We start from the raw sequence: 19,682 nt of genomic DNA on the forward strand, positions 1-19,682 counted from the left end.
TGATACTTGCTGTTATTTTGACACGGGATTCCGTGCTGCAGGGACAGGTGCGGTATAAACGCATACTCCCCCTGTGACCACCCCCGCCCGCACCGCTGTTGAGCGGTTCCTCGAGACGTTCGTCAATGGCAGCACGCGCAGCCAGAGACGTACGTATATCAACGAATATCTTGCCTACCTCTGCGCCTCTCGCCACTGCCGCGAGAACGAACTCACCATCGATGACCTCCTTGACGAGGGCACTATCCATGACTGGCTTGCGGCCGCCAGTCGAGGCGCTACCCGCCGTCGCACAGGGGCCAAAGCCCCGTACGCCAGGGCCGCGCCCAACTCCATGGCCGCTCGCATCACCACCATCAACACCTTCTCGCGCTTCTGTGGGAGCCCCCTTGACCTCCGACGGCCCCGACCTGATCCCGCGTGCCGCCTCACATCCGTCGAAGCCCACCGCACGGTTCGTCTTCTCGCCGCTCACCAACCTCCCCGGATGCTCGCGGCCACGTGGGAACGTTCCGTGGCCGTCGTCGCCCTTGTCGCGTGCACCCGCCGAGGTCTGCCCGAGGTGCATGCCATGCGGTTGCGGGACGTGGAGCTGGGGCGGGAGCGGCCGCGCGTCCGCGTCGCCGGTGAGTGGTATCCCCTGGACGTGCTGAGCCGGGACGTTCTCGCGCGCTGGCTCCTCGCCCATCAGAGGCTGACGGCGCGCCGGCGCAAGGTCTTCTCGGTGGACAGCCTCTGGGTCACGACCGGCGCCGGCCGTGCGCGAGCAGCCGGGCTTCCGGCGACGCTGCGTACTCTTGTGGCGGCTCACCGTAATCTGACGGTGCAGGTGCTCGGCTCCCCCCTTCTCCTCGCGCAGTTCCGTCCCGCAGGGGGGTGCGGCCGAAATCCGTTCCCTGAGCGGATCTCGCTCCATGGTGTCGCGGAGGCTGGTGACGGCGAACGCGTTGCGGCTGTCATTCGTGCGATTTCAGGTGGTTCACGCCACTACGTCCGAGGGGGCGATCAGGGCGGCAGGGCGAGCCAGGTCTGGTCACGGCCAGAGACGGCTCAAGGCCGGCTGGCAGGACTTTCGTCGGTGGACAGGAGGGGCGACCCCTCGCGGCCGGGCCGTACGGCCGCCCGGCGGTCCCTCAGGTGAAGGCCGTCAAGGGCGGCCAAGGGGGGGACCTCCAGCACTGCTGATCGGTGCCTGCGGTCGCCCAGCGCCGAATCGTCCTCGCGCCCCTCCGAGCCCGATGCGCGAGGGAGTGACAGTGGCGCGCGTTCCCGGCTGTCCGGGTGGGGTCCCCGGACAGGGCGGGTCCCCTGAGCGGGGGGCGTTCGAACACGAGCCGCTCACGGGATATCTTGATGTCGAGCAATGTTACAGACGTGGAGCGGAGCACCCGGTGACTGACTCGACCATCATCTATACGCACACCGACGAGGCCCCGGCCTTGGCGACGTATTCGTTCCTGCCTGTGGTCGAGGCCTACGCCTCGACGGCCGGGGTCTCCGTGGAGCGGCGGGACATCTCCCTGGCCGGGCGCATCATCGCTCAGTTCCCCGAGCGGCTCGAGGCGAGCCAGCGCATCGAGGACGCCCTCGCCGAGCTGGGCGAGCTGGCCAAGACGCCCGGGGCCAACATCATCAAGCTGCCGAACATCTCGGCGTCCATTCCGCAGATGAAGGCGGCCATCGCCGAGCTCCAGGAGCAGGGTTACGCGCTGCCGGACTACCCGGACGACCCGAAGACCGACGAGGAGCGGGACATCCGCGCCCGGTACGACAAGGTCAAGGGCAGCGCCGTCAACCCGGTCCTGCGCGAGGGCAACTCCGACCGCCGCGCCCCGGCGTCGGTCAAGAACTACGCCAAGGCCAACCCGCACCGCATGGGCGCCTGGTCGGCCGATTCAAAGACGAACGTCGCCCACATGACCGGCGACGACTTCCGCTCCACCGAGAAGTCCGCGGTGATCGCCGAGGACGGTGCGCTGCGCATCGAGCTGACCGGTGACGACGGCTCCACCACCGTGCTGCGCGAGTCGGTGCCGGTGCTCGCGGGCGAGGTCGTGGACGCGTCCGTGATGCGCGTGGCGGTGCTGCGCGAGTTCCTCAAGGAGCAGGTCGCGCGGGCCAAGGCCGAGGGCGTGCTGTTCTCGGTGCACCTGAAGGCCACGATGATGAAGGTCTCCGACCCGATCATCTTCGGCCATGTCGTACGGGCTTTCTTCCCGAAGACCTTCGCCGCGTACGGCCAGGCGCTGGCCGCGGCCGGGCTCACCCCGAACGACGGGCTCGGCGGCATCCTCAAGGGCCTGGAGTCGCTGCCCGAGGGCGCGAAGATCAAGGAGTCCTTCGAGGCGGAGCTGGCCGAGGGCCCGGAGCTGGCCATGGTCGACTCCGACCGCGGCATCACCAACCTGCACGTCCCGAGCGACGTCATCGTCGACGCCTCGATGCCCGCCATGATCCGTACCTCGGGCCACATGTGGGACACCAAGGGCGAGGAGGCCGACACCCTCGCGGTCATCCCGGACAGCAGCTACGCGGGCATCTACCAGGTCGTCATCGACGACTGCCGCGCCAACGGCGCCTTCGACCCGTCGACCATGGGCTCGGTGCCCAACGTCGGCCTGATGGCGCAGAAGGCCGAGGAGTACGGCAGCCACGACAAGACCTTCGAGATCCCCGTCACCGGCACCGTGCGGGTGACCGACGGCCAGGGCAACCTGGTCCTGGAGCAGACGGTCAGCGAGGGCGACATCTTCCGGATGTGCCAGACCAAGGACGCGCCGATCCGGGACTGGGTCAAGCTCGCCGTCACCCGCGCCCGCGCGACCGGCGACCCGGCGGTGTTCTGGCTGGACGAGGGCCGCGCCCACGACGCCAACCTCATCGCCAAGGTCAAGCAGTACCTCCCGGAGCACGACACCGAGGGCCTGCGCATCGAGATCATGTCCCCCGTGGACGCCATCGCGTTCTCCCTGGAGCGCATCCGCCGCGGCGAGAACACCATCTCGGTGACCGGCAACGTGCTGCGTGACTACCTGACCGACCTGTTCCCGATCCTGGAGCTGGGCACCAGCGCCAAGATGCTGTCGGTCGTGCCGCTGATGAACGGCGGCGGGCTGTTCGAGACGGGCGCCGGCGGCTCCGCGCCCAAGCACGTGCAGCAGCTGGTCAAGGAGAACTACCTGCGCTGGGACAGCCTGGGCGAGTTCCTCGCGCTCGCGGTCAGCTTCGAGCACCTCGCGCAGACCACCGGCAACGCGCGGGCCCAGGTGCTCGCCGACACCCTGGACCGGGCGACCGCCACGTTCCTCCACGAGAACAAGTCGCCCAGCCGCCGGGTCGGTGGCATCGACAACCGCGGCAGCCACTTCTACCTGGCCCTGTACTGGGCGCAGGAGCTGGCCAAGCAGACCGAGGACGCCCAGCTCGCGGAGTCGTTCAAGGCGCTCGCCGCGACGCTGACCGAGCAGGAGCAGACCATCGTGGACGAGCTGCTCGCCGTCCAGGGCTCGCCGGCCGACATCGGTGGCTACTACCAGCCCGACGGGGCCAAGGCGTCGGCCGTGATGCGTCCGTCGAAGACCCTCAACCAGGCGCTCGCCGCCCTGCGCTGACGGTCTCTCCGTACGGTTGCCGCCCCGGCCGGTGCTCGCGCCCGGCCGGGGCGGTTCCGTATCACCGACGACCTACGGCACCGCGGGCATCGCCTCCTGCGGGGCGCGGGTCGGGGTGTACGGCTTCGCCGTCCCCGCCTTCGGATTGAGGTCCTTGTGGACCGCGCGCGCCACCGCCTGGATCGCGGCGACACCGTCCTTCATGCGGGCGTTGTCCTGGGTGAGCACCGTGAGCGTGTAGTCCTGACCGTGCCCGGTGAACGCGCCGATGCTGTGCACCCGCCAGCCGTGCGTGGCGCGGGACAGCCAGCCGTTCTTCACCTCGATCGTGGTTCCGCGCGGCGCGCCCGCCGGGGTGCCCCAGCGCTGCGACGGGACGACCTCGCGCATCAGCCTGCGGACGTACGCGCGGGAGTCCTCGTCGAGCACGGCGTTGGGGCGGGTCACCCGCTCCAGCAGCTTCTCCTCGTCGTTCGCGGTGATCTGGGTGAGCCCCCAGTAGCCACCGCTGCCGGGCACGGTCCTGGTCATCCCGGCGGCCCGCAGGAACGCCTTCACCCTGGCCGCCTTGAGCTGCCGCCACAGCGCGCTGGTGGCGTCGTTGTCCGACTTCGTGATCATGGCGGTGGCGAGCCGGGTCTCGCGCCGGGTCAGCTCGCGGTCGTGCTTCTGGGCGTCCCACAACAGCGTGGCCAGCACCGTCACCTTCACCACGCTCGCGGAGTCGAACGGCCGGTCCGCGCGCAGCGTGCAGCGGGTGTGGGTGGCGGGGACGCGCAGGCTGACCGCGGTGGTGGCGGACCGGCCGTGCAGCGCCGCGCCGATGTCCCGGGACAGCGCGGCGGCCTGACCCGCCCGGTCCGAGGTGCAGACGGCCTGCGGCGTCACGGCCGTCCGCGGGGTCGCGGCCGCGGCGGTCTCCGCACCGGCGAGCGCCGGCGCGAGGAGTCCGGCGGTCAGCGCCACGGAGAGGGCGGCGCGGGGCCGCGGGCGTATTCGCTGTCGCGTCATGGTCGGTTGCCTCTGTCCTTACGTGTTCCCGCCCGTCACACGGGCATCCCTGGTCACTCACCCCTCATGACCCACAACCGACAGTGCGGGTTGCCTCGGAGCTCCAGGGTTTCGATCACCCCATCGCGGCTCCCGCGCGGCGGCAACCGGGGCGGGCCAAAGGGGCGGGCGACGGGGCGGCGGCCGTATCGTGATCATCCCGGGTCCATGGCCCGGCGGCGGGCGTGGCAGGCTGGTCCCATGGCCGTGCAGATCAATCCCAGCATCCTGTCCGCGGACTTCTCCCGCCTGGCGGACGAAGCCAAGGCCGTCGAGGGTGCCGACTGGCTCCATGTCGACGTCATGGACAACCACTTCGTGCCCAATCTGACCCTCGGAGTGCCGGTGGTGGAGGCGCTGGGCAAGGCGACGGACACGCCCATGGACTGCCACCTCATGATCGAGGACCCGGACCGCTGGGCCCCGGCCTACGTGGAGGCGGGGGCGGGCTCGGTCACCTTCCACGCGGAGGCCGCGGCCGCGCCCGTACGGCTGGCGCGCGAGATCCGCGCCAAGGGTGCGCGGGCGGCGATGGCGCTCAAGCCCGCGACCCCCATCGAGCCGTACGAGGACCTGCTGCCCGAGCTGGACATGCTGCTGGTGATGACCGTGGAGCCCGGCTTCGGCGGGCAGGCGTTCCTCGACATCATGCTGCCCAAGATCCGCCGCACCCGTGAGCTGATCTCCCGGCACGGCCTGGAGATGTGGCTCCAGGTGGACGGCGGGGTGTCCGCCTCGACCATCGAGCGGTGCGCGGAAGCGGGCGCCGATGTGTTCGTGGCGGGTTCCGCGGTCTACGGTGCCGAGGACCCCGACAAGGCCGTGCGCGAGCTGCGCGCCCTGGCCGAGAACGCGACGGGCACCACCGGACTGTGCGGCCACCAAGCTGCCGGTCGGTGAACGTCACGGTAAAGCGCGAACCAACTCCACCGTTTCTGACAGGATGAACGGTGAGGCCGGAACATTGACAAGTGAGGAGACCGCGGTGTCGACGGGCCGTTCAGCCACGCGGATGGGACCCGCCGAACTGGTGCAGGCGGCGGCCATGGCGCGCCGCTTCTACCTCGAGGGCAAGTCCAAGATCCAGATTGCCGAGGAGTTCGGGGTCAGCCGCTTCAAGGTCGCGCGGGTGCTGGAGACCGCGCTCGAACGCGACCTGGTGCGGATCGAGATCCGGGTTCCCGCCGAACTCGACGCGGAGCGCTCCGACGCGCTGCGCGCCCGCTACGGGCTGCGCCACGCCGTCGTCGTCGAGTCCCCGGCCGACCTCGAGGCCGACACCCCGGACCCGGAGAACCTGGGCGAGGTCGCCGCGGACCTGCTCGGCGAGCTGGTGAACGAGGGCGATGTGCTCGGGCTGGCCTGGGGCCGTTCGACCATCCACATGGCCGCGGCGCTGCACCGGCTGCCCCCGTGCACCGTCGTCCAGCTCACCGGCGTGTACGACGCGGGCACGGCCGAGCGCGGCTCGGTCGAGGCGGTCCGGCGCGCCGCCGCCGTCTCCGGCGGCGAGGCCCACCCGATCTACGCGCCGATGCTGCTGCCGGACACCGCGACGGCCGACGCGCTGCGCGGGCAGACCGGGATCGCCCGGGCCTTCGAGTACTTCGACAAGGTCACCGTGGCGTGCGTGTCCATCGGCTCCTGGGAGGCCGGGATCTCCACGGTGTACGACATGCTCACCGAGGAGGAGCGGGCCCACTACGAGAGCCTCGGCGCCGCCGCCGAGATGTCGGCCCACCTCTTCGACGCCGAGGGCCGCCGCATCGGCCGCGACCTGGGCGAGCGCTGCATCACGGTGGAGGCCGACCGGCTGCGCCGGATCCCCGAGGTGGTGGCGATCGCGGGCGGCCGCCGCAAGGCGGAGGCGATCGGCGCGGTGCTGCGGTCGGGGCTGGTCACCAGCCTGGTGACGGACACGACGGCGGCCGACCATCTGCTGCTGGAGGCCGACCCGGGCCCCCGCCCCGCCCTCGACCGGGCGGACCCCGACGGCGTGTAGGGCCCCGCTCCCGGACGCCCCCGGCACCCTCCCGGCGCCGGGGGCCCATTGCGCGACCAGGTATTGACATGAGTTCAGTTAGGTTTGATGCTGGTCGCATCTCACCCAGACGATCAGCTGCGGGGACACTTGGTGCGTACCTGAGTTCAATTGAATCTGGAGTCCTCGGTGGGGTCACGCGTCCGACCATCTCCCCGGGGACGGGCAAGCAGGTTGCCCTCGCTGCCGAAGGCGCGCACGCCCGACGGGGAACCAACCGTCGTCTCGGCGAGCTGCGTCTTCGAGGCGCCCATCTCCTATCCCGGCAGCGCCTCCGTGCGAGATCCATCTGTGCGAGATCTAGGAGACAGCCCCATGTCAACGACTCCTGAGCACCGCTTCGCGGGACAGGTCGCCCTCGTTACCGGGGGCGGGTCAGGAATCGGGGCCGCGGTGGCCCGCCGGCTCGCCGCTGAAGGATGTGCGGCCGTGCACGTGGGCGACCTCAACGCGGACGGTGTTCGCGCCGTCGCGTCCGCCGTCGAAGGGGTTGCTCACGTTGTCGATGTAACCGATCCGCAGGCCGTCGATGACGTCGTGTCGTCCGTCGTCGAATCCGAGGGCCGTATCGACGTCGTCATCCACACGGCCGGGGTCGACGACCCTGACGCCAAGACGCGAATCCTCGAGGCTCAGGAGTCGGGCGAGCCGGTGGACGTGCTGACTCGACTCGATGACGCCGCCTGGCGCCGGGTGATGGCCGTGAATCTCGACGGCACTTTCCACGTCCTGCGAGCCGCCGTGCGAGCCATGCGCATACACGGCAGGGGCGCCATCGTGACGGTGGGCTCGTCCGCGGCGTTCGACACGCTCACGGGATATCCCCACTACGCCGCTTCCAAAGCCGGCGTGCACGCGCTGTCCCAGGCCGTGGCGAAAGAGGCCATCGCTTTCGGTATCCGCGTCAACACCGTCGCTCCGGGGCCAGTGGATACGCCGATGGCGGCGCGTACCCCGGGCCCCGTCCGCCAGAGGATGGCCGAGTCGGGCGCATTGGGATACGCGACACCGGAGCAACTGGCCGACAACATCTGCTATCTGGCGTCGCCTGCCGCATCCAATGTGGTGGGTGCGGTGCTGCTGAGCAACGGAGGCCGGTTCACCGTCTGACCGGATGAATTGTCTTGACCGTGGGGTGGGTTCGACCTCGTCATCTACGGAACGCTCCTGCCCTCGCTCCTCGAGGACGATTCCTGGCACATGAATCGGCAAACGGGTGGAGCAATCGCCAGTTACGCACTGATCGGGCTCGCCTTGGGGCGCTGGTATCAGGTTGTATCGCCGACCGGTTCGGCCGTCGCAAGCCGATGATTCTCTATACGTTGCTGTTCGGCGTGCTCACCGGTCTCTGCGCGGTGCACGAGACGACCACGTCCATGCCGGTGCCGTGGCGCTGGAAGGTGAGGCGGTTGGACATACCGTGAACCCGGCGACGTAGTCGGTGCGGGGTCGTCGGGCGGGCGGCCAGGCCGCGGGCCAGGGCGGCGATGGGCAGTGCCCCGCGCCGTCGCGGTCTTGTTCCCATCCTCGGCTCCCTCATCTGAAACCGGCTCCCAGCCGAACCGATACGCCCGTGACCGGGTAGTTTGTGTAGGACGGTGGGGGATTGGCTGGGATTTCGTGAAGCTACCAAACTGAACTTGATTAAACAATGGATGGCGCAATGTCGGGCGAAGGTGAGACGTGCTAGTGATGATCGACCCTCTTGGAGGGGTGAATTCACTTCAGTTCGATCTTGAATGAGCTCCCCGTTGGAGGTTCACATGATCGCGGGGGTGTTTTGCTGGGGCTTCATGGGAGTGACCTGCGCCCCTGCGCGTGGAAACGTGGAAGTATGCATTTCCTTGAGCCTGGAACCGGTCGCTATGTGAAGTCGTCTCCGGCTCCCTACGACCTGACGTACGACGATGTGTTCATGGTGCCGAGCCGCTCCGCGGTCGGCTCCCGCCAGGGCGTCGACCTGGCCTCACCCGACGGCACCGGCACCACCATCCCGCTCGTCGTCGCCAACATGACCGCGATCGCGGGCCGCCGGATGGCCGAGACGGTCGCCCGGCGGGGCGGCCTCGTCGTCATTCCGCAGGACATCCCGATCGACGTCGTCGCCGACGTCGTCCGCTGGGTCAAGAGCCGCCACCTGGTCCTCGACACCCCGATCGTGCTCGCCCCCTCCGGCACCGTCGCCGACGCCCTGTCGCTGCTGCACAAGCGGGCGCACGGCGCGGGCGTCGTGGTGCAGGACGGCCGCCCGGTGGGCGTGGTGACCGAGTCCGACCTGACCGGGGTGGACCGGTTCACTCAGCTGTCCGAGGTGATGTCCCGGGAGCTGCTGCTGCTCGACGCCGACATCGACCCCCAGGACGCCTTCGGCCGTCTCGACGCGGCGCACCGCAAGTTCGCCCCGGCCGTCGACGCCGACGGCAAGCTGGCCGGAATCCTGACCCGCAAGGGCGCGCTGCGCGCCACGCTGTACCAGCCCGCCGTGGACGGCGACGGACGGCTGCGGATCGCCGCCGCCGTGGGCGTCAACGGCGATGTGGAGGGGCACGCGAAGGCGCTGCTCGACGCCGGGGTGGACACCCTGGTCGTGGACACCGCGCACGGCCACCAGGAGTCGATGGTGGGCGCGCTCAGGGCGGTCCGCGCGCTCGGCCCGCGGGTGCCCGTCGTGGCGGGCAACGTGGTCGCCGCGGAGGGCGTGCGCGATCTCATCGAGGCGGGCGCCGACATCGTCAAGGTCGGCGTCGGACCGGGCGCCATGTGCACCACCCGCATGATGACCGGCGTGGGCCGCCCGCAGTTCTCCGCGGTGCTGGAATGCGCCGCGGAGGCGCGGAAGTTGGGCAAGCACGTCTGGGCGGACGGCGGCATCCGGCATCCGCGCGACGTGGCGATGGCGCTGGCGGCCGGGGCGTCCAACGTCATGGTCGGCTCGTGGTTCGCCGGTACGTACGAGTCCCCGGGCGACCTCCAGCACGCCGCCGACGGGCGGCCGTACAAGGAGAGCTTCGGCATGGCGTCCGCGCGCGCCGTGCGCAACCGCACCAGCGAGGAGTCGCCCTACGAGCGCGCCCGCAAGGCGCTGTTCGAGGAGGGCATCTCGACGTCGCGGATGTTCCTGGACCCGACCCGGCCGGGCGTCGAGGACCTGATCGACTCGATCATCGCGGGGGTGCGCAGCTCCTGCACCTACGCGGGCGCGGGCTCGCTGGAGGAGTTCCACGAGCGTGCCGTGGTCGGCGTACAGAGCGCCGCGGGCTACGCCGAGGGCAAGCCGCTGCACGCCAGCTGGGAGTGACGAGACGCACGTGGCCCCCACTCGGCTCGGGTGAGTGGGGGCCACATGCGTGCGTCGGATCCGTCGAGGGTCAGCGGATGACGCCTCGCGGGTCACCGCCCCGCCGGGGCAGGGCGTGCCGGGGCGGGCTGGTGAGCGTGATCTGGCGCACCAGCTGGTGGAACGAGACCAGCGCGGCGACCGGGGGGAGTCCGGCGACGGCCATGCTGGGCGCGTTCTTGGGGGCGTGCGCGACGCACAGGAACACCGCGATCGTGGAGAAGAGCACGACCACCGCCCACGAGTGCGCCGCCCCGCGGCGGTGCAACGCGGCCCGCAGCACGGACAGCGAGGCGACCAGCCAGGGGCCGTAGACCAGCAGGGGCCACCACGCCGCCATGGACTCCGAGGTGCTGGGGGAGGCCAGATAGCGCAGCGGGCGGTACGAGATCATCCCGCCCAGCACGCTCAGCATGGCGACGATCACGGTGGTCATGGCCGCGAAGAGCAGGCTGATCAGCTGGAGCCACGGCATCGTCGGCACCCGGAAGCGGACCCGGCGGCGCTTGCCGCGCCCGCGCACATGGGTGGGGGAGGGCGACCGGATGGGGATCGGCCCGGTGGAATGCGCCGGGTTCTCGACGGGGACATCGGTGGGGACGGACGTGGGGACGGACGGGGGAACGGGAGGGGAGACGGTGGGGATGGCTCCGGTGCTCTGGAGCAGCCGCGCCAGGTCCCCTTCCAGGTCCCAGCGGCCCTCGAGGGAATCCGGGTCCGGCAGGGGGAAAGGATTCATCGCGTAGTCGACGCCCACATCGAACCGCTCGGAGGGGATCGGCGGCGGGTAGTGGCCGGTGGGAGGGGGCCCGTAGCCGCCCGGCCTCGGCTCGGTGTACGTCATGCCTGGACGCCCGCCTCGACGCCCGGCTCCGCCGTGCCGGAGCCCTTCGTACCGGAGCGCTGGAGGAAGTCGTCCTCGATCCTGCCCAGGGTCCTGAGGAAGTCCTCCCAGACCCTCGAGCAGTATTCGAGGGGGTAATCGTGCGGGAACCGCTCCTCCTCCGTCCCGTGGTCCCGGGCCCGGAACACGGGTTCGGCCGTGAGCGGAGCGTGGTCAGGGGGTTGCAGCCTGTCAGTCGTCACGTCCCCACCAACGACCGCCAAATTGGTGCCGTATCGCGGCATTCGGGTGAACCGGGGGGTGACGCGCGCACGGGTGTCGCAATGATTCCCTGGCGACCGCCCCCGCGCGCAATGTTCGGACAGGTATGCGCAAGGATGGTGCATTACGGCCACGGCCGGACGACTCATAGGGTCTTGCGCTGACGCTGAGTGGCGCCAGATCGACCGCTCGGCGATTCCCATCTGCGGATTTGTCACCGGGCATCCCTATGCCCGCGTTCGGTCCGCCACCCCCGTACGCCAAGCCGATGGCAGCGATTAAGGAGCCACCCACGTGTTGGAGCACGGCACAGCCCCTCCCACCGCCGAGCGACCGGAAGGCAAGCCTCCGGCCGGCGGGCTGAGCGCCCGCCTGATGCGGCGCAAGCCGGTGGAGCGGCTGGTCGCCGAGGGTGGACAGGGGGAGGGCGGAAGCCTGCGGCGCTCGATGGGCGTCTGGCAGCTGACCATGATCAGCATCGGCGCGACGCTGGGCACCGGCATCTTCGTCGTCCTCGGCGAGGCGGTGCCGGACGCGGGTCCCGCGGTCATCGTGTCCTTCGTCATAGCCGGGCTCACCGCGCTGTTCTCCGCGCTCTCGTACGCGGAGCTGGCGGGCACCATCCCGGTCTCCGGGTCCTCGTACTCGTACGCCTACGCGACCATGGGCGAGCTGGTCGCCTGGGTGTGCGGCTGGTGTCTGATCCTGGAGTACGGCGTCTCCGTCGCGGCCGTCGCCGTCGGCTGGGGCCAGTACCTCAACGAGCTGCTGGACGGCACGCTCGGCATCACCATCCCCGACGCGCTGGCCGCCCCGCCCGGCGACGGCGGCATCTTCAACCTGCCCGCGCTGCTCGTGGTGCTGCTGTCCATGGCCTTCCTGCTGGGCGGCGCCAAGGAGAGCGCCCGGGCCAACGCGATCATGGTCGGGGTGAAGATCGCCGCGCTGATCCTGTTCTGCGCGGTCGCCTTCACCGGCATCCGGGCCGGCAACTACACGCCGTTCATGCCGCTGGGCATGGCGGGCGTCAGCGCCGCCGGGGCCACCCTCTTCTTCTCGTACATCGGTTTCGACGCCGCCTCCACGGCCGGTGAGGAGGCGAAGAACCCGCAGCGCGACCTGCCCCGCGCGATCATGCTCTCGCTCGTCATCGTCACCGCGCTGTACTGCCTGGTCGCGGCGGTCGCGGTGGGCGCCCTGCCGTGGAAGAAGTTCTCGGGCACCGAGGCCGCGCTCGCCGGGATCATGGAGAACGTCACCGGCCAGAGCTTCTGGGCCACAGGTCTGGCGGCCGGTGCGGTCATCGCGATCGCGTCCGTGGTGCTGACCGTGCTCTACGGCCAGACCCGCATCCTCTTCGCGATGTCCCGCGACGGGCTGGTGCCCCCGGTCTTCTCGAAGGTCCACGCCGAGACCGGGGTGCCGCGCGCCAACACCGTCATCGTCTCGCTCTTCTGCGGCGTCCTCGCCGCCGCGATCCCGCTCGGCCAGCTCGCCGACGCCACCAGCATCGGCACGCTCTTCGCGTTCGCGCTGGTCAACATCGCCGTGATCGTGCTGCGCCGGACCCGGCCCGATATGACGCGGACCTTCCGGGTGCCGCTGTCGCCGCTCTTCCCGCTCATCGGTTTCGGGCTGTGCCTGTGGATGATGAACAGTCTGGAACTCGTGACCTGGGTGGTCTTCGGCGTCTGGATGGCCGTCGGGCTTGTGCTGTACTTCGCATACGGCATGCGCCGATCCCGACTGGCCACAGCAGAGAAGTGACTCCCCCGCAGTGCGACTGAACGACCTCGACGAACGCATCGTCCACGCCCTCGCCGAAGACGCCCGCCGCTCCTACGCCGACATCGGCGAGCTGGTCGGCCTGTCCGCCCCCGCCGTCAAACGGCGGGTGGACCGGCTGCGGGCCGACGGCGCCATCACCGGCTTCACCGTACGGGTGGACCCGGCGGCGCTGGGCTGGGAGACCGAGGGGTTCGTCGAGCTGTACTGCCGCCACAACACCTCGCCCGACGACATCCGCCGGGGCCTGTCGCGCTACCCGGAGGTGGCATCCGCGTCGACCGTCACCGGCGACGCGGACGCCGTCGTCCAGGTATTCGCCGCCGACATGCGCCACTTCGAGCGGGTGCTGGAGCGGATAGCGGGCGAGCCGTTCGTGGAGCGCACCAAATCGGTGCTGGTGCTGTCGCCGCTGCTGCGGCGCTACACCTCGGGTGCCCCCACGTAGGCGCCCCCGCGCAGTGCCCCGGGGCCGGAGTGGCTGTTGCCGCTCCGGCCCCGGCGCGCAACGAATCGCCGTACCGGGCCGAAAAGCCGTAACGGATCCACGGCGAGCGCGCAACGATCGCGGCTTGTCGGTCGTTCTCGGCGCAACGTACCGTTTTCTGCGTACGTCACGTCTCCCCAGAGGTCTCCATGCCGCCGCTGCGCACCGCCCTGCTCCAGAGCTCCGGTCACCCCGGCGACCCCGCCCGTAACCTCAAGGCCCTCGACGCCGCCGCCGAGCGCGCCGCCGCGGACGGGGCCGGGCTGCTGGTCACGTCCGAGATGTTCCTCACGGGCTACGCCATCGGCGACGGCGTGCACCGACTGGCCGAGCCCGCCGACGGGCCGAGCGGCCGCGCCGTCGCCGAGATCGCCGCCGAGCACGGCATCGCCGTCCTCTACGGCTACCCGGAGCGCGCCGGACAGGCCGTCCACAACTCCGCCCGCCTGGTCGGCCCGGACGGCACCCCGCTCGCCAACTACCGCAAGACCCACCTCTTCGGGTGCTTCGAGAACGACTGGTTCACCCCGGGCGACACCCCCGTCGTCCAGGCCGAGCTCGGCGGGCTGACGATCGGCATCATGATCTGCTACGACGTGGAGTTCCCGGAGAACGTCCGAGCCCACGCGCTGGCCGGGACCGATCTGCTGCTCGTGCCGACCGCGCAGATGCACCCCTTCCAGTTCGTCGCGGAATCCCTCGTCCCGGTGCGGGCCTTCGAGAGCCAGATGTACATCGCGTACGTCAACCGCAGCGGCCCCGAGGGCGAGTTCGACTTCATCGGGCTGAGCTGTCTGGCCGGGCCCGACGGCACCATGCGCGCCCGGGCCGGGCGCTCCGAGGAACTCGTCCTCGGCGACGCCGATCCCCGGCTGCTGGCCACCTCGCGCCGGATCAACACGTATCTGCGCGACCGCCGCCCCGGGCTGTACGGGTCCCTCGGCTGAGCCCCCGCCACTCCCGCCTTCCCTCCCTCACCCTCGCTCGATCCGCAAGGAGTCCGTACCCGATGACGTCCACGGTGCCCACCGCCGTCCATGACGAGCACGAGTCCGAGCACACCGACACCCTTCCGCCCGTCACGATGTTCGGCCCGGACTTCCCGTACGCCTACGACGACTTCCTCGCCCACCCCGCGGGCCTCGGCCAGATACCGGCGACCGAGCACGGCAGCGAGGTCGCGGTCATCGGCGGCGGGCTGTCCGGCATCGTGACCGCGTACGAGCTGATGAAGATGGGCCTGCGGCCCGTCGTCTACGAGGCCGACCGGATCGGCGGACGGCTGCGCACCGTCGGCTTCGAGGGCTGCGACGGGGAGCTGACCGCCGAGATGGGCGCGATGCGGTTCCCGCCGTCCTCCACCGCGCTCCAGCACTACATCGACCTGGTCGGCCTCACCACCGAGCCGTTCCCCAACCCGCTGGCCCCGGACACCCCCTCCACCGTCGTCGACCTCAAGGGCGAGTCCCACTACGCCCGCACCATCGACGACCTGCCGCAGGTGTACCGGGAGGTCGCGGACGCCTGGAACGCCTGCCTGGAGGAGGGCGCCGACTTCTCCGACATGAACCGCGCCATCCGCGAACGCGACGTCCCGCGCATCCGCGAGATCTGGGCGAAGCTCGTGGAGAAGCTCGACAACCAGACGTTCTACGGCTTCCTCTGCGACTCCTCCGCCTTCACGTCCTTCCGCCACCGGGAGATCTTCGGCCAGGTCGGCTTCGGCACCGGCGGCTGGGACACCGACTTCCCCAACTCCATCCTGGAGATCCTCCGCGTCGTCTACACCGAGGCCGACGACCACCACCGCGGCATCGTCGGCGGCAGCCAGCAGCTGCCGCTGCGGCTGTGGGAGCGCGAGCCCGAGAAGATCGTCCACTGGGCGCAGGGCACCTCGCTGTCCTCCCTCCACGACGGCGCGCCGCGCCCGGCCGTGACCCGGCTGCACCGCGCCGCGGGCGACCGGATCGTGGTGACGGACGCGAACGGGGACATCCGCTCGTACGGGGCGGTCGTCTTCACCGCGCAGTCCTGGATGCTGCTCTCCAAGATCGACTGCGATGACTCGCTCTTCCCGATCGACCACTGGACGGCGATCGAACGCACCCACTACATGGAGTCCAGCAAGCTCTTCGTGCCCGTCGACCGGCCGTTCTGGCTGGACAAGACCGTCGACGACAGGGGGGAGCCGACGGGCCGGGACACCATGAGCATGACGCTCACCGACCGGATGACCCGCGGTACGTACCTGCTGGACAACGGCCCGGACCGGCCCGCCGTCATCTGCCTCTCGTACACCTGGTGCGACGACAGCCTCAAGTGGCTGCCGCTGTCCGCGAACGAGCGGATGGAGGTCATGCTGAAGTCGCTGTCGGAGATCTATCCGAAGGTCGACATCCGCAAGCACATCATCGGCAGCCCGGTCACGGTGTCGTGGGAGAACGAGCCGTACTTCATGGGCGCGTTCAAGGCCAACCTGCCCGGCCACTACCGCTACCAGCGGCGGCTGTTCACCCACTTCATGCAGGACCGGCTGCCGGTCGACCAGCGCGGCATCTTCCTCGCGGGGGATGACATCTCCTGGACCGCGGGTTGGGCCGAGGGCGCCGTACAGACCGCGCTCAACGCGGTGTGGGGCGTGATGCACCGCTTCGGCGGCGCCACCGATCCCGGCAACCCGGGGCCGGGCGACGTGTACGACGAGATCGCGCCCGTCGAGCTCCCCGAGGACTGACTATCCGGTGACCGGCAGGGGAGTGAGCAGACAGCGCCCGACGAGCCCCACGCTCTTGTCGATCCGCTCCGCGAACTCCTCCACCACCTCCGGCAGCGCGCGCAGTCCCCACAGGGCGCGGAACGCCGACCATGCGGCGTCCCGCGCCTTGTCCAGGCTCCACGAGCCGACCAGATGGGTCAGCGGATCGGCCGCCTCCAGCAGATCCGGACCGGGCATCAGCTCCTCCCGGATCCGCTCCTCCAGCCCGGCCAGCAGCGCCCCGACCCGGTCGAAGTCGCCCTCCAGCGCGGCGGGTTCCGCGCCCCGGGACCGGCAGGTGTCCACCAGCGCGAGGGCCAGGTCGTGCCCGATGTGGGCGTTGATCCCGGCCATCGCGAACTGCACCGGGCGGACGGCGGGATGGCCGCGCAGCTCGAACAGCGGCCGCCAGCAGGCCGGTGGCCGCCGCCCGGCCGCCCACGCGTCGACCGCCGCCAGATAGCGGGCGGCGAACCGCACGTCCAACTCCTCGGTGGCGGCCGGGTCCTGGAAGTAGCCGGTGCCGAGGCGGCGGCCGACCTCCTCGGTGACCGACAGATACACCCGGTTGAAGACCGCCACCCCGTCCTCGGGCGGCAGTGCCGCGCCGAGCGCGCTCATGCGCGCCACGACGCTCTGCACGGTGCGCGGCGCGTCCAGCCGCTGGGCGGGCATCGTCATGGGGGACAGCGTGGCAGCGCCCGCCCCCGGTCGGCGGTTGGTGTGCCGTCACATCCCCCGGACGGCGGAACGGTTCGTCAGAACCGTTACAGCGCGCCCGCGTCGTAGGCCGTCCACATCGTCGGGTACAGCGGACGCCAGCCCAGCTCCTCGCGCAGCCGCCGGTTGGAGGTGCACCCCCACCAGGTGTCGCCGTCCGTCCGCTCGGTCAGGCCCTCGGGGAGCGGCGCCCCGAGGATCTGGTGCAGCTCGACCATGGTCGCCGGGGCGTCGTCCACGATGTTGTACTTACGCCCCGACACCGAGCCGCCCGCCGTACCGCCGGGGGCGCGCAGCAGCCGCAGCAGCGCCTGCGTCACATCCGCGTGGTGGACCATGGCCAGCCGCTGGTTCCCGGCCCAGGTCCCGCCCAGCTGGAGCGACTCGGCCAGATGCGGGTCGCCGTCCCCGTACACGAAGGAGAGGCTGCCGATCCGCAGGTCGAGACCGTGGTCCCGGTGCAGCGCCAGCAGCTCCCGCTCGGCCTCCGCCTTGGAGGCGGGGTACGCGCCCCACAGCACGCCGCCGGGCACGCTCTCGTCGTCCTCCACCAGCGGCCGCCCGCGCGAGGCGCCGTACGTGAGATTGGTGCTGACCTGGACGAACCGGCTCGTGCCCGCCTCCACCGCGGCCCTGCCCAGCGCCACCGCGGCGTCCCGGTTGACCGCCCACGCCTCCTCGTCCGGCACCCCGCGGAACGCCGCCGCGATGTTGACCACGGCGTGCGTCCCGTCCATCGCCTTCCGCAGGTCCTTCTCCTCGCGCAGGTCACCCACCGCGACCTGCGCGCCGAGCGCCGCGAACGGCGCGCCCCGCTCCTCGTCGCGGACCAGCACCCGTACCTGGGTACCGGACCGGGCCTCTTGCAGCAGCCGCTTCGTGAACCGCTGCCCCACGCGGCCTGTCACACCCGTCACCAGAATCAACGGCATTCGATCATCCATCCTTCGCTCTTGACCGATTGGCCGTAAGCCTGTGCCGAGCGGCGCGACGACGGGAGAGACCTCCCTATCCAGGGATCGGCAGACCCTGGATACGGAACGGCCGCGGCGCGACGATGGAGCCGTGCACCGTATGGAACTCGCGGACTTCCTGCGCCGCTGCCGCGCCCGCCTCGGCCCCGCCGACGTGGGGCTGACCCCCGGCCCGCGGCGGCGCACGCCCGGGCTGCGCCGGGAGGAGGTCGCCCAGCTCACCGGCATGTCCCCGGACTACTACACCCGGCTGGAACAGGCCCGCGGCCCGCGCCCCTCCCGCCACATGCTGACCGCGCTCGCGCGTGCGCTCCGGCTCACCGACGACGAACGCGACCACCTCTTCCACCTGGTCGGGGAGGAACCGCCGCGCGACCGCACCACGTCGGGGCACGTACGCCCCGGGCTGCTGCGGGTCCTGGACCGGCTGTACGACACCCCCGCGCAGGTGATCACCGACTGGGGCGATGTGCTGGCGCAGAACGCGATGGCCGCCGCCCTGGTCGGCGACATCTGCGCGCGCCCGCCGGGCGACCGCAACATCGTCCGCAGCTTCTTCCTCCGGCCGCCGCAGGACTCCGACTCCGGGCTCTTCCCGACCGAGGACATGAAGGAGCATGCCCGCAGCCACGTCGCCAGCCTCCGCGCCGTGGTCGCCGCCCGCCCCGACGACCCGGGCCCGGCGGCCCTGGTCGCCGAACTGCGCGCGGTCAGCCCGGAGTTCGCGGCGCTGTGGGAGACGCACGAGGTCGCGGTGCGCCGCTCGACCGTCAAGCGGTTCGTGCACCCGGTGGTGGGGGAGCTGGAGCTGGACTGCGAGGTCCTGCTGAGCGCGGAACACGCGCAGCGCCTGATCGTCCACACGGCGGCCCCGGGCACGGAGTCGGCCGAGCGCCTGGAACTGCTGCGGGTGGTGGGTCTCCAGGACCTGACCCCCAGCGGCTGACCCGGGGGGCCGGATTCCCCACCCCGCCCCTTCCCGAAACCGGGGACACCCCGGCCCCCGGCGGCATGCTCCGACCCCCGCCCGGCCCGAAGCGCCCACCCAGCGCCCTGCCTGCGCCCCGGCCGTGCCGCTGGGCCTGGGTCGGGGCCGCGGCCGGGCTTGTCGGGCGCGAACCTCGTGGGCCTTGCCGGGCCCGAGACACCACCGGGCCCGCTGCGTGCTCGCAGTGCCGGGCGCCGCCCGAGGGCGTGCCGCACCGTCGTGTCGGGTCAGCCCGCGGCGTCAGGGGCACGCTCGGACGTGCCCGGGAACGCACTGGGAGGAGCAACGCGCGAACAGGGCACGCGGCCGCCCGTCGCGGGCTTCCCGCTCCGGGGCCCGGGGTGCCCCCGGTTCGGGAAGGGGCGGGGCTGGGGACAGGGCCCTACGGTGCGCGGGTGTCGTCGTCGTACGAGCTCGTCCCCGCGTCCAGCAGCGGTTCCCGCGACGGCTTCAGGTGCTCCGGCGCCAGCGCCCGCAGCCTGTGATAGCCGACGATCACCACGATCGTCCCGAGCGCGATCCCGCTCAGCTCGAAGTTGTCGCTGATCTTCAGATTCACGCCCCCGACCCCGATGACCACGCCCGCCGCCACCGGCACCAGGTTGAGCGGGTTCCGCAGGTCCACGTCGTTGTGCACCCAGATCTGCGCACCGAGCAGCCCGATCATGCCGTAGAGGATCACCGTGATCCCGCCCAGCACCCCACCCGGCACCGCGGCCACGGCGCACGCCGAGGCCCATGACTGCTCCACTTCGCTTTCCGTCGACAGGGGGATCGGAGCAATGTCAGTTGGCCGAAAACGCGCCGCCCGGCCCTCGCCCGCCCGCAC

General features: G+C 70.9%; 17 protein-coding genes and 1 pseudogene. 11 read left to right on the forward strand and 7 right to left on the reverse strand.

Translation table 11 applies throughout. From position 1 onward, the window contains the following. The first annotated feature begins 73 nt into the window (after positions 1-73). Positions 74-1,141 carry a hypothetical protein gene (locus LCH29_RS36290; protein ID WP_446465941.1) on the forward strand — a complete coding sequence of 356 codons (1,068 nt, stop codon included), beginning with the start codon at positions 74-76 and terminating at the stop codon, positions 1,139-1,141. 250 nt (positions 1,142-1,391) lie between these two features. Then, complete coding sequence (locus LCH29_RS36295; RefSeq protein WP_446465942.1) at positions 1,392-3,611, forward strand: NADP-dependent isocitrate dehydrogenase; 2,220 nt, start codon at positions 1,392-1,394, stop codon at positions 3,609-3,611. A 72-nt stretch (positions 3,612-3,683) separates the two neighbouring features. On the opposite strand, the gene LCH29_RS36300 is transcribed toward LCH29_RS36295, so the two are convergent. Beyond that, entirely contained in the window at positions 3,684-4,622 is a 939-nt protein-coding gene (locus LCH29_RS36300; protein ID WP_446465943.1) for a serine hydrolase, read from the reverse strand. A gap of 240 nt (positions 4,623-4,862) precedes the next feature. Between LCH29_RS36300 and rpe the strand changes: the two genes are divergently transcribed. The 3 genes from rpe (at position 4,863) to LCH29_RS36315 (ending at position 7,812) form a co-directional block, all read left to right on the forward strand. Next, the gene (gene rpe / locus LCH29_RS36305; protein ID WP_446465944.1) at positions 4,863-5,561 is read left to right on the forward strand and encodes a ribulose-phosphate 3-epimerase; all 699 of its coding nucleotides are present in this window, start codon (positions 4,863-4,865) and stop codon (positions 5,559-5,561) included. A 112-nt stretch (positions 5,562-5,673) separates the two neighbouring features. Continuing rightward, the gene (locus LCH29_RS36310; RefSeq protein ID WP_446466016.1) at positions 5,674-6,663 is read left to right on the forward strand and encodes a sugar-binding transcriptional regulator; all 990 of its coding nucleotides are present in this window, start codon (positions 5,674-5,676) and stop codon (positions 6,661-6,663) included. 354 nt (positions 6,664-7,017) lie between these two features. Continuing rightward, entirely contained in the window at positions 7,018-7,812 is a 795-nt protein-coding gene (locus LCH29_RS36315; RefSeq protein ID WP_446465945.1) for an SDR family NAD(P)-dependent oxidoreductase, read from the forward strand. Positions 7,813-8,017: 205 nt separating this feature from the next. Here LCH29_RS36315 and LCH29_RS36320 read toward each other — a convergent pair whose 3' ends face one another. Continuing rightward, complete coding sequence (locus LCH29_RS36320) at positions 8,018-8,227, reverse strand: hypothetical protein (RefSeq protein ID WP_446465946.1); 210 nt, start codon at positions 8,225-8,227, stop codon at positions 8,018-8,020. A 309-nt stretch (positions 8,228-8,536) separates the two neighbouring features. Here LCH29_RS36320 and LCH29_RS36325 point away from each other — a divergent pair, with 309 nt between their 5' ends. Then, on the forward strand, positions 8,537-10,000 hold the full coding sequence (locus LCH29_RS36325) for a GuaB1 family IMP dehydrogenase-related protein (RefSeq protein ID WP_446465947.1): 1,464 nt from the start codon (positions 8,537-8,539) through the stop codon (positions 9,998-10,000). 70 nt (positions 10,001-10,070) lie between these two features. On the opposite strand, the gene LCH29_RS36330 is transcribed toward LCH29_RS36325, so the two are convergent. Both LCH29_RS36330 and LCH29_RS36335 read right to left on the reverse strand, forming a co-directional pair. Continuing rightward, complete coding sequence (locus LCH29_RS36330; protein ID WP_446465948.1) at positions 10,071-10,883, reverse strand: DUF2637 domain-containing protein; 813 nt, start codon at positions 10,881-10,883, stop codon at positions 10,071-10,073. Then, positions 10,880-11,125 (reverse strand): hypothetical protein, encoded by a 246-nt coding sequence (locus tag LCH29_RS36335; protein WP_446465949.1) that lies wholly within the window; start codon positions 11,123-11,125, stop codon positions 10,880-10,882. The genes LCH29_RS36330 and LCH29_RS36335 overlap by 4 nt, the downstream gene beginning before the upstream one ends. 313 nt (positions 11,126-11,438) lie before the next feature. Here LCH29_RS36335 and LCH29_RS36340 point away from each other — a divergent pair, with 313 nt between their 5' ends. The 4 genes from LCH29_RS36340 to LCH29_RS36355 all read left to right on the forward strand — a co-directional run bounded on the left by LCH29_RS36340 (position 11,439) and on the right by LCH29_RS36355 (position 16,150). Further along, positions 11,439-12,911, forward strand: a complete 1,473-nt coding sequence (locus LCH29_RS36340) for an amino acid permease (protein WP_446465950.1) — start codon at positions 11,439-11,441, stop codon at positions 12,909-12,911. A 10-nt stretch (positions 12,912-12,921) separates the two neighbouring features. Next, the gene (locus LCH29_RS36345) at positions 12,922-13,377 is read left to right on the forward strand and encodes an Lrp/AsnC family transcriptional regulator (RefSeq protein ID WP_009713600.1); all 456 of its coding nucleotides are present in this window, start codon (positions 12,922-12,924) and stop codon (positions 13,375-13,377) included. A 188-nt stretch (positions 13,378-13,565) separates the two neighbouring features. Beyond that, a complete protein-coding gene (locus LCH29_RS36350; RefSeq protein WP_123107100.1) occupies positions 13,566-14,363 on the forward strand; it encodes a carbon-nitrogen hydrolase family protein in 798 nt (265 codons plus the stop codon). A 62-nt stretch (positions 14,364-14,425) separates the two neighbouring features. Continuing rightward, on the forward strand, positions 14,426-16,150 hold the full coding sequence (locus LCH29_RS36355; RefSeq protein ID WP_446465951.1) for a flavin monoamine oxidase family protein: 1,725 nt from the start codon (positions 14,426-14,428) through the stop codon (positions 16,148-16,150). Here LCH29_RS36355 and LCH29_RS36360 read toward each other — a convergent pair whose 3' ends face one another. Beyond that, positions 16,151-16,852 carry a DUF5995 family protein gene (locus LCH29_RS36360; protein WP_446465952.1) on the reverse strand — a complete coding sequence of 234 codons (702 nt, stop codon included), beginning with the start codon at positions 16,850-16,852 and terminating at the stop codon, positions 16,151-16,153. Between the two features lie 86 nt (positions 16,853-16,938). After that, positions 16,939-17,823, reverse strand: a complete 885-nt coding sequence (locus tag LCH29_RS36365) for an NAD-dependent epimerase/dehydratase family protein (RefSeq protein ID WP_446465953.1) — start codon at positions 17,821-17,823, stop codon at positions 16,939-16,941. Between the two features lie 133 nt (positions 17,824-17,956). Here LCH29_RS36365 and LCH29_RS36370 point away from each other — a divergent pair, with 133 nt between their 5' ends. After that, on the forward strand, positions 17,957-18,811 hold the full coding sequence (locus LCH29_RS36370) for a helix-turn-helix transcriptional regulator (RefSeq protein ID WP_446465954.1): 855 nt from the start codon (positions 17,957-17,959) through the stop codon (positions 18,809-18,811). 424 nt (positions 18,812-19,235) lie between these two features. Here the strand turns inward: LCH29_RS36370 and LCH29_RS36375 are convergent. Then, positions 19,236-19,574, reverse strand: a pseudogene (locus LCH29_RS36375) (nitrate reductase); the annotation flags it as partial. Positions 19,575-19,682 lie beyond the last annotated feature (108 nt).

Source organism: Streptomyces sp. BRA346, from assembly GCF_052851135.1.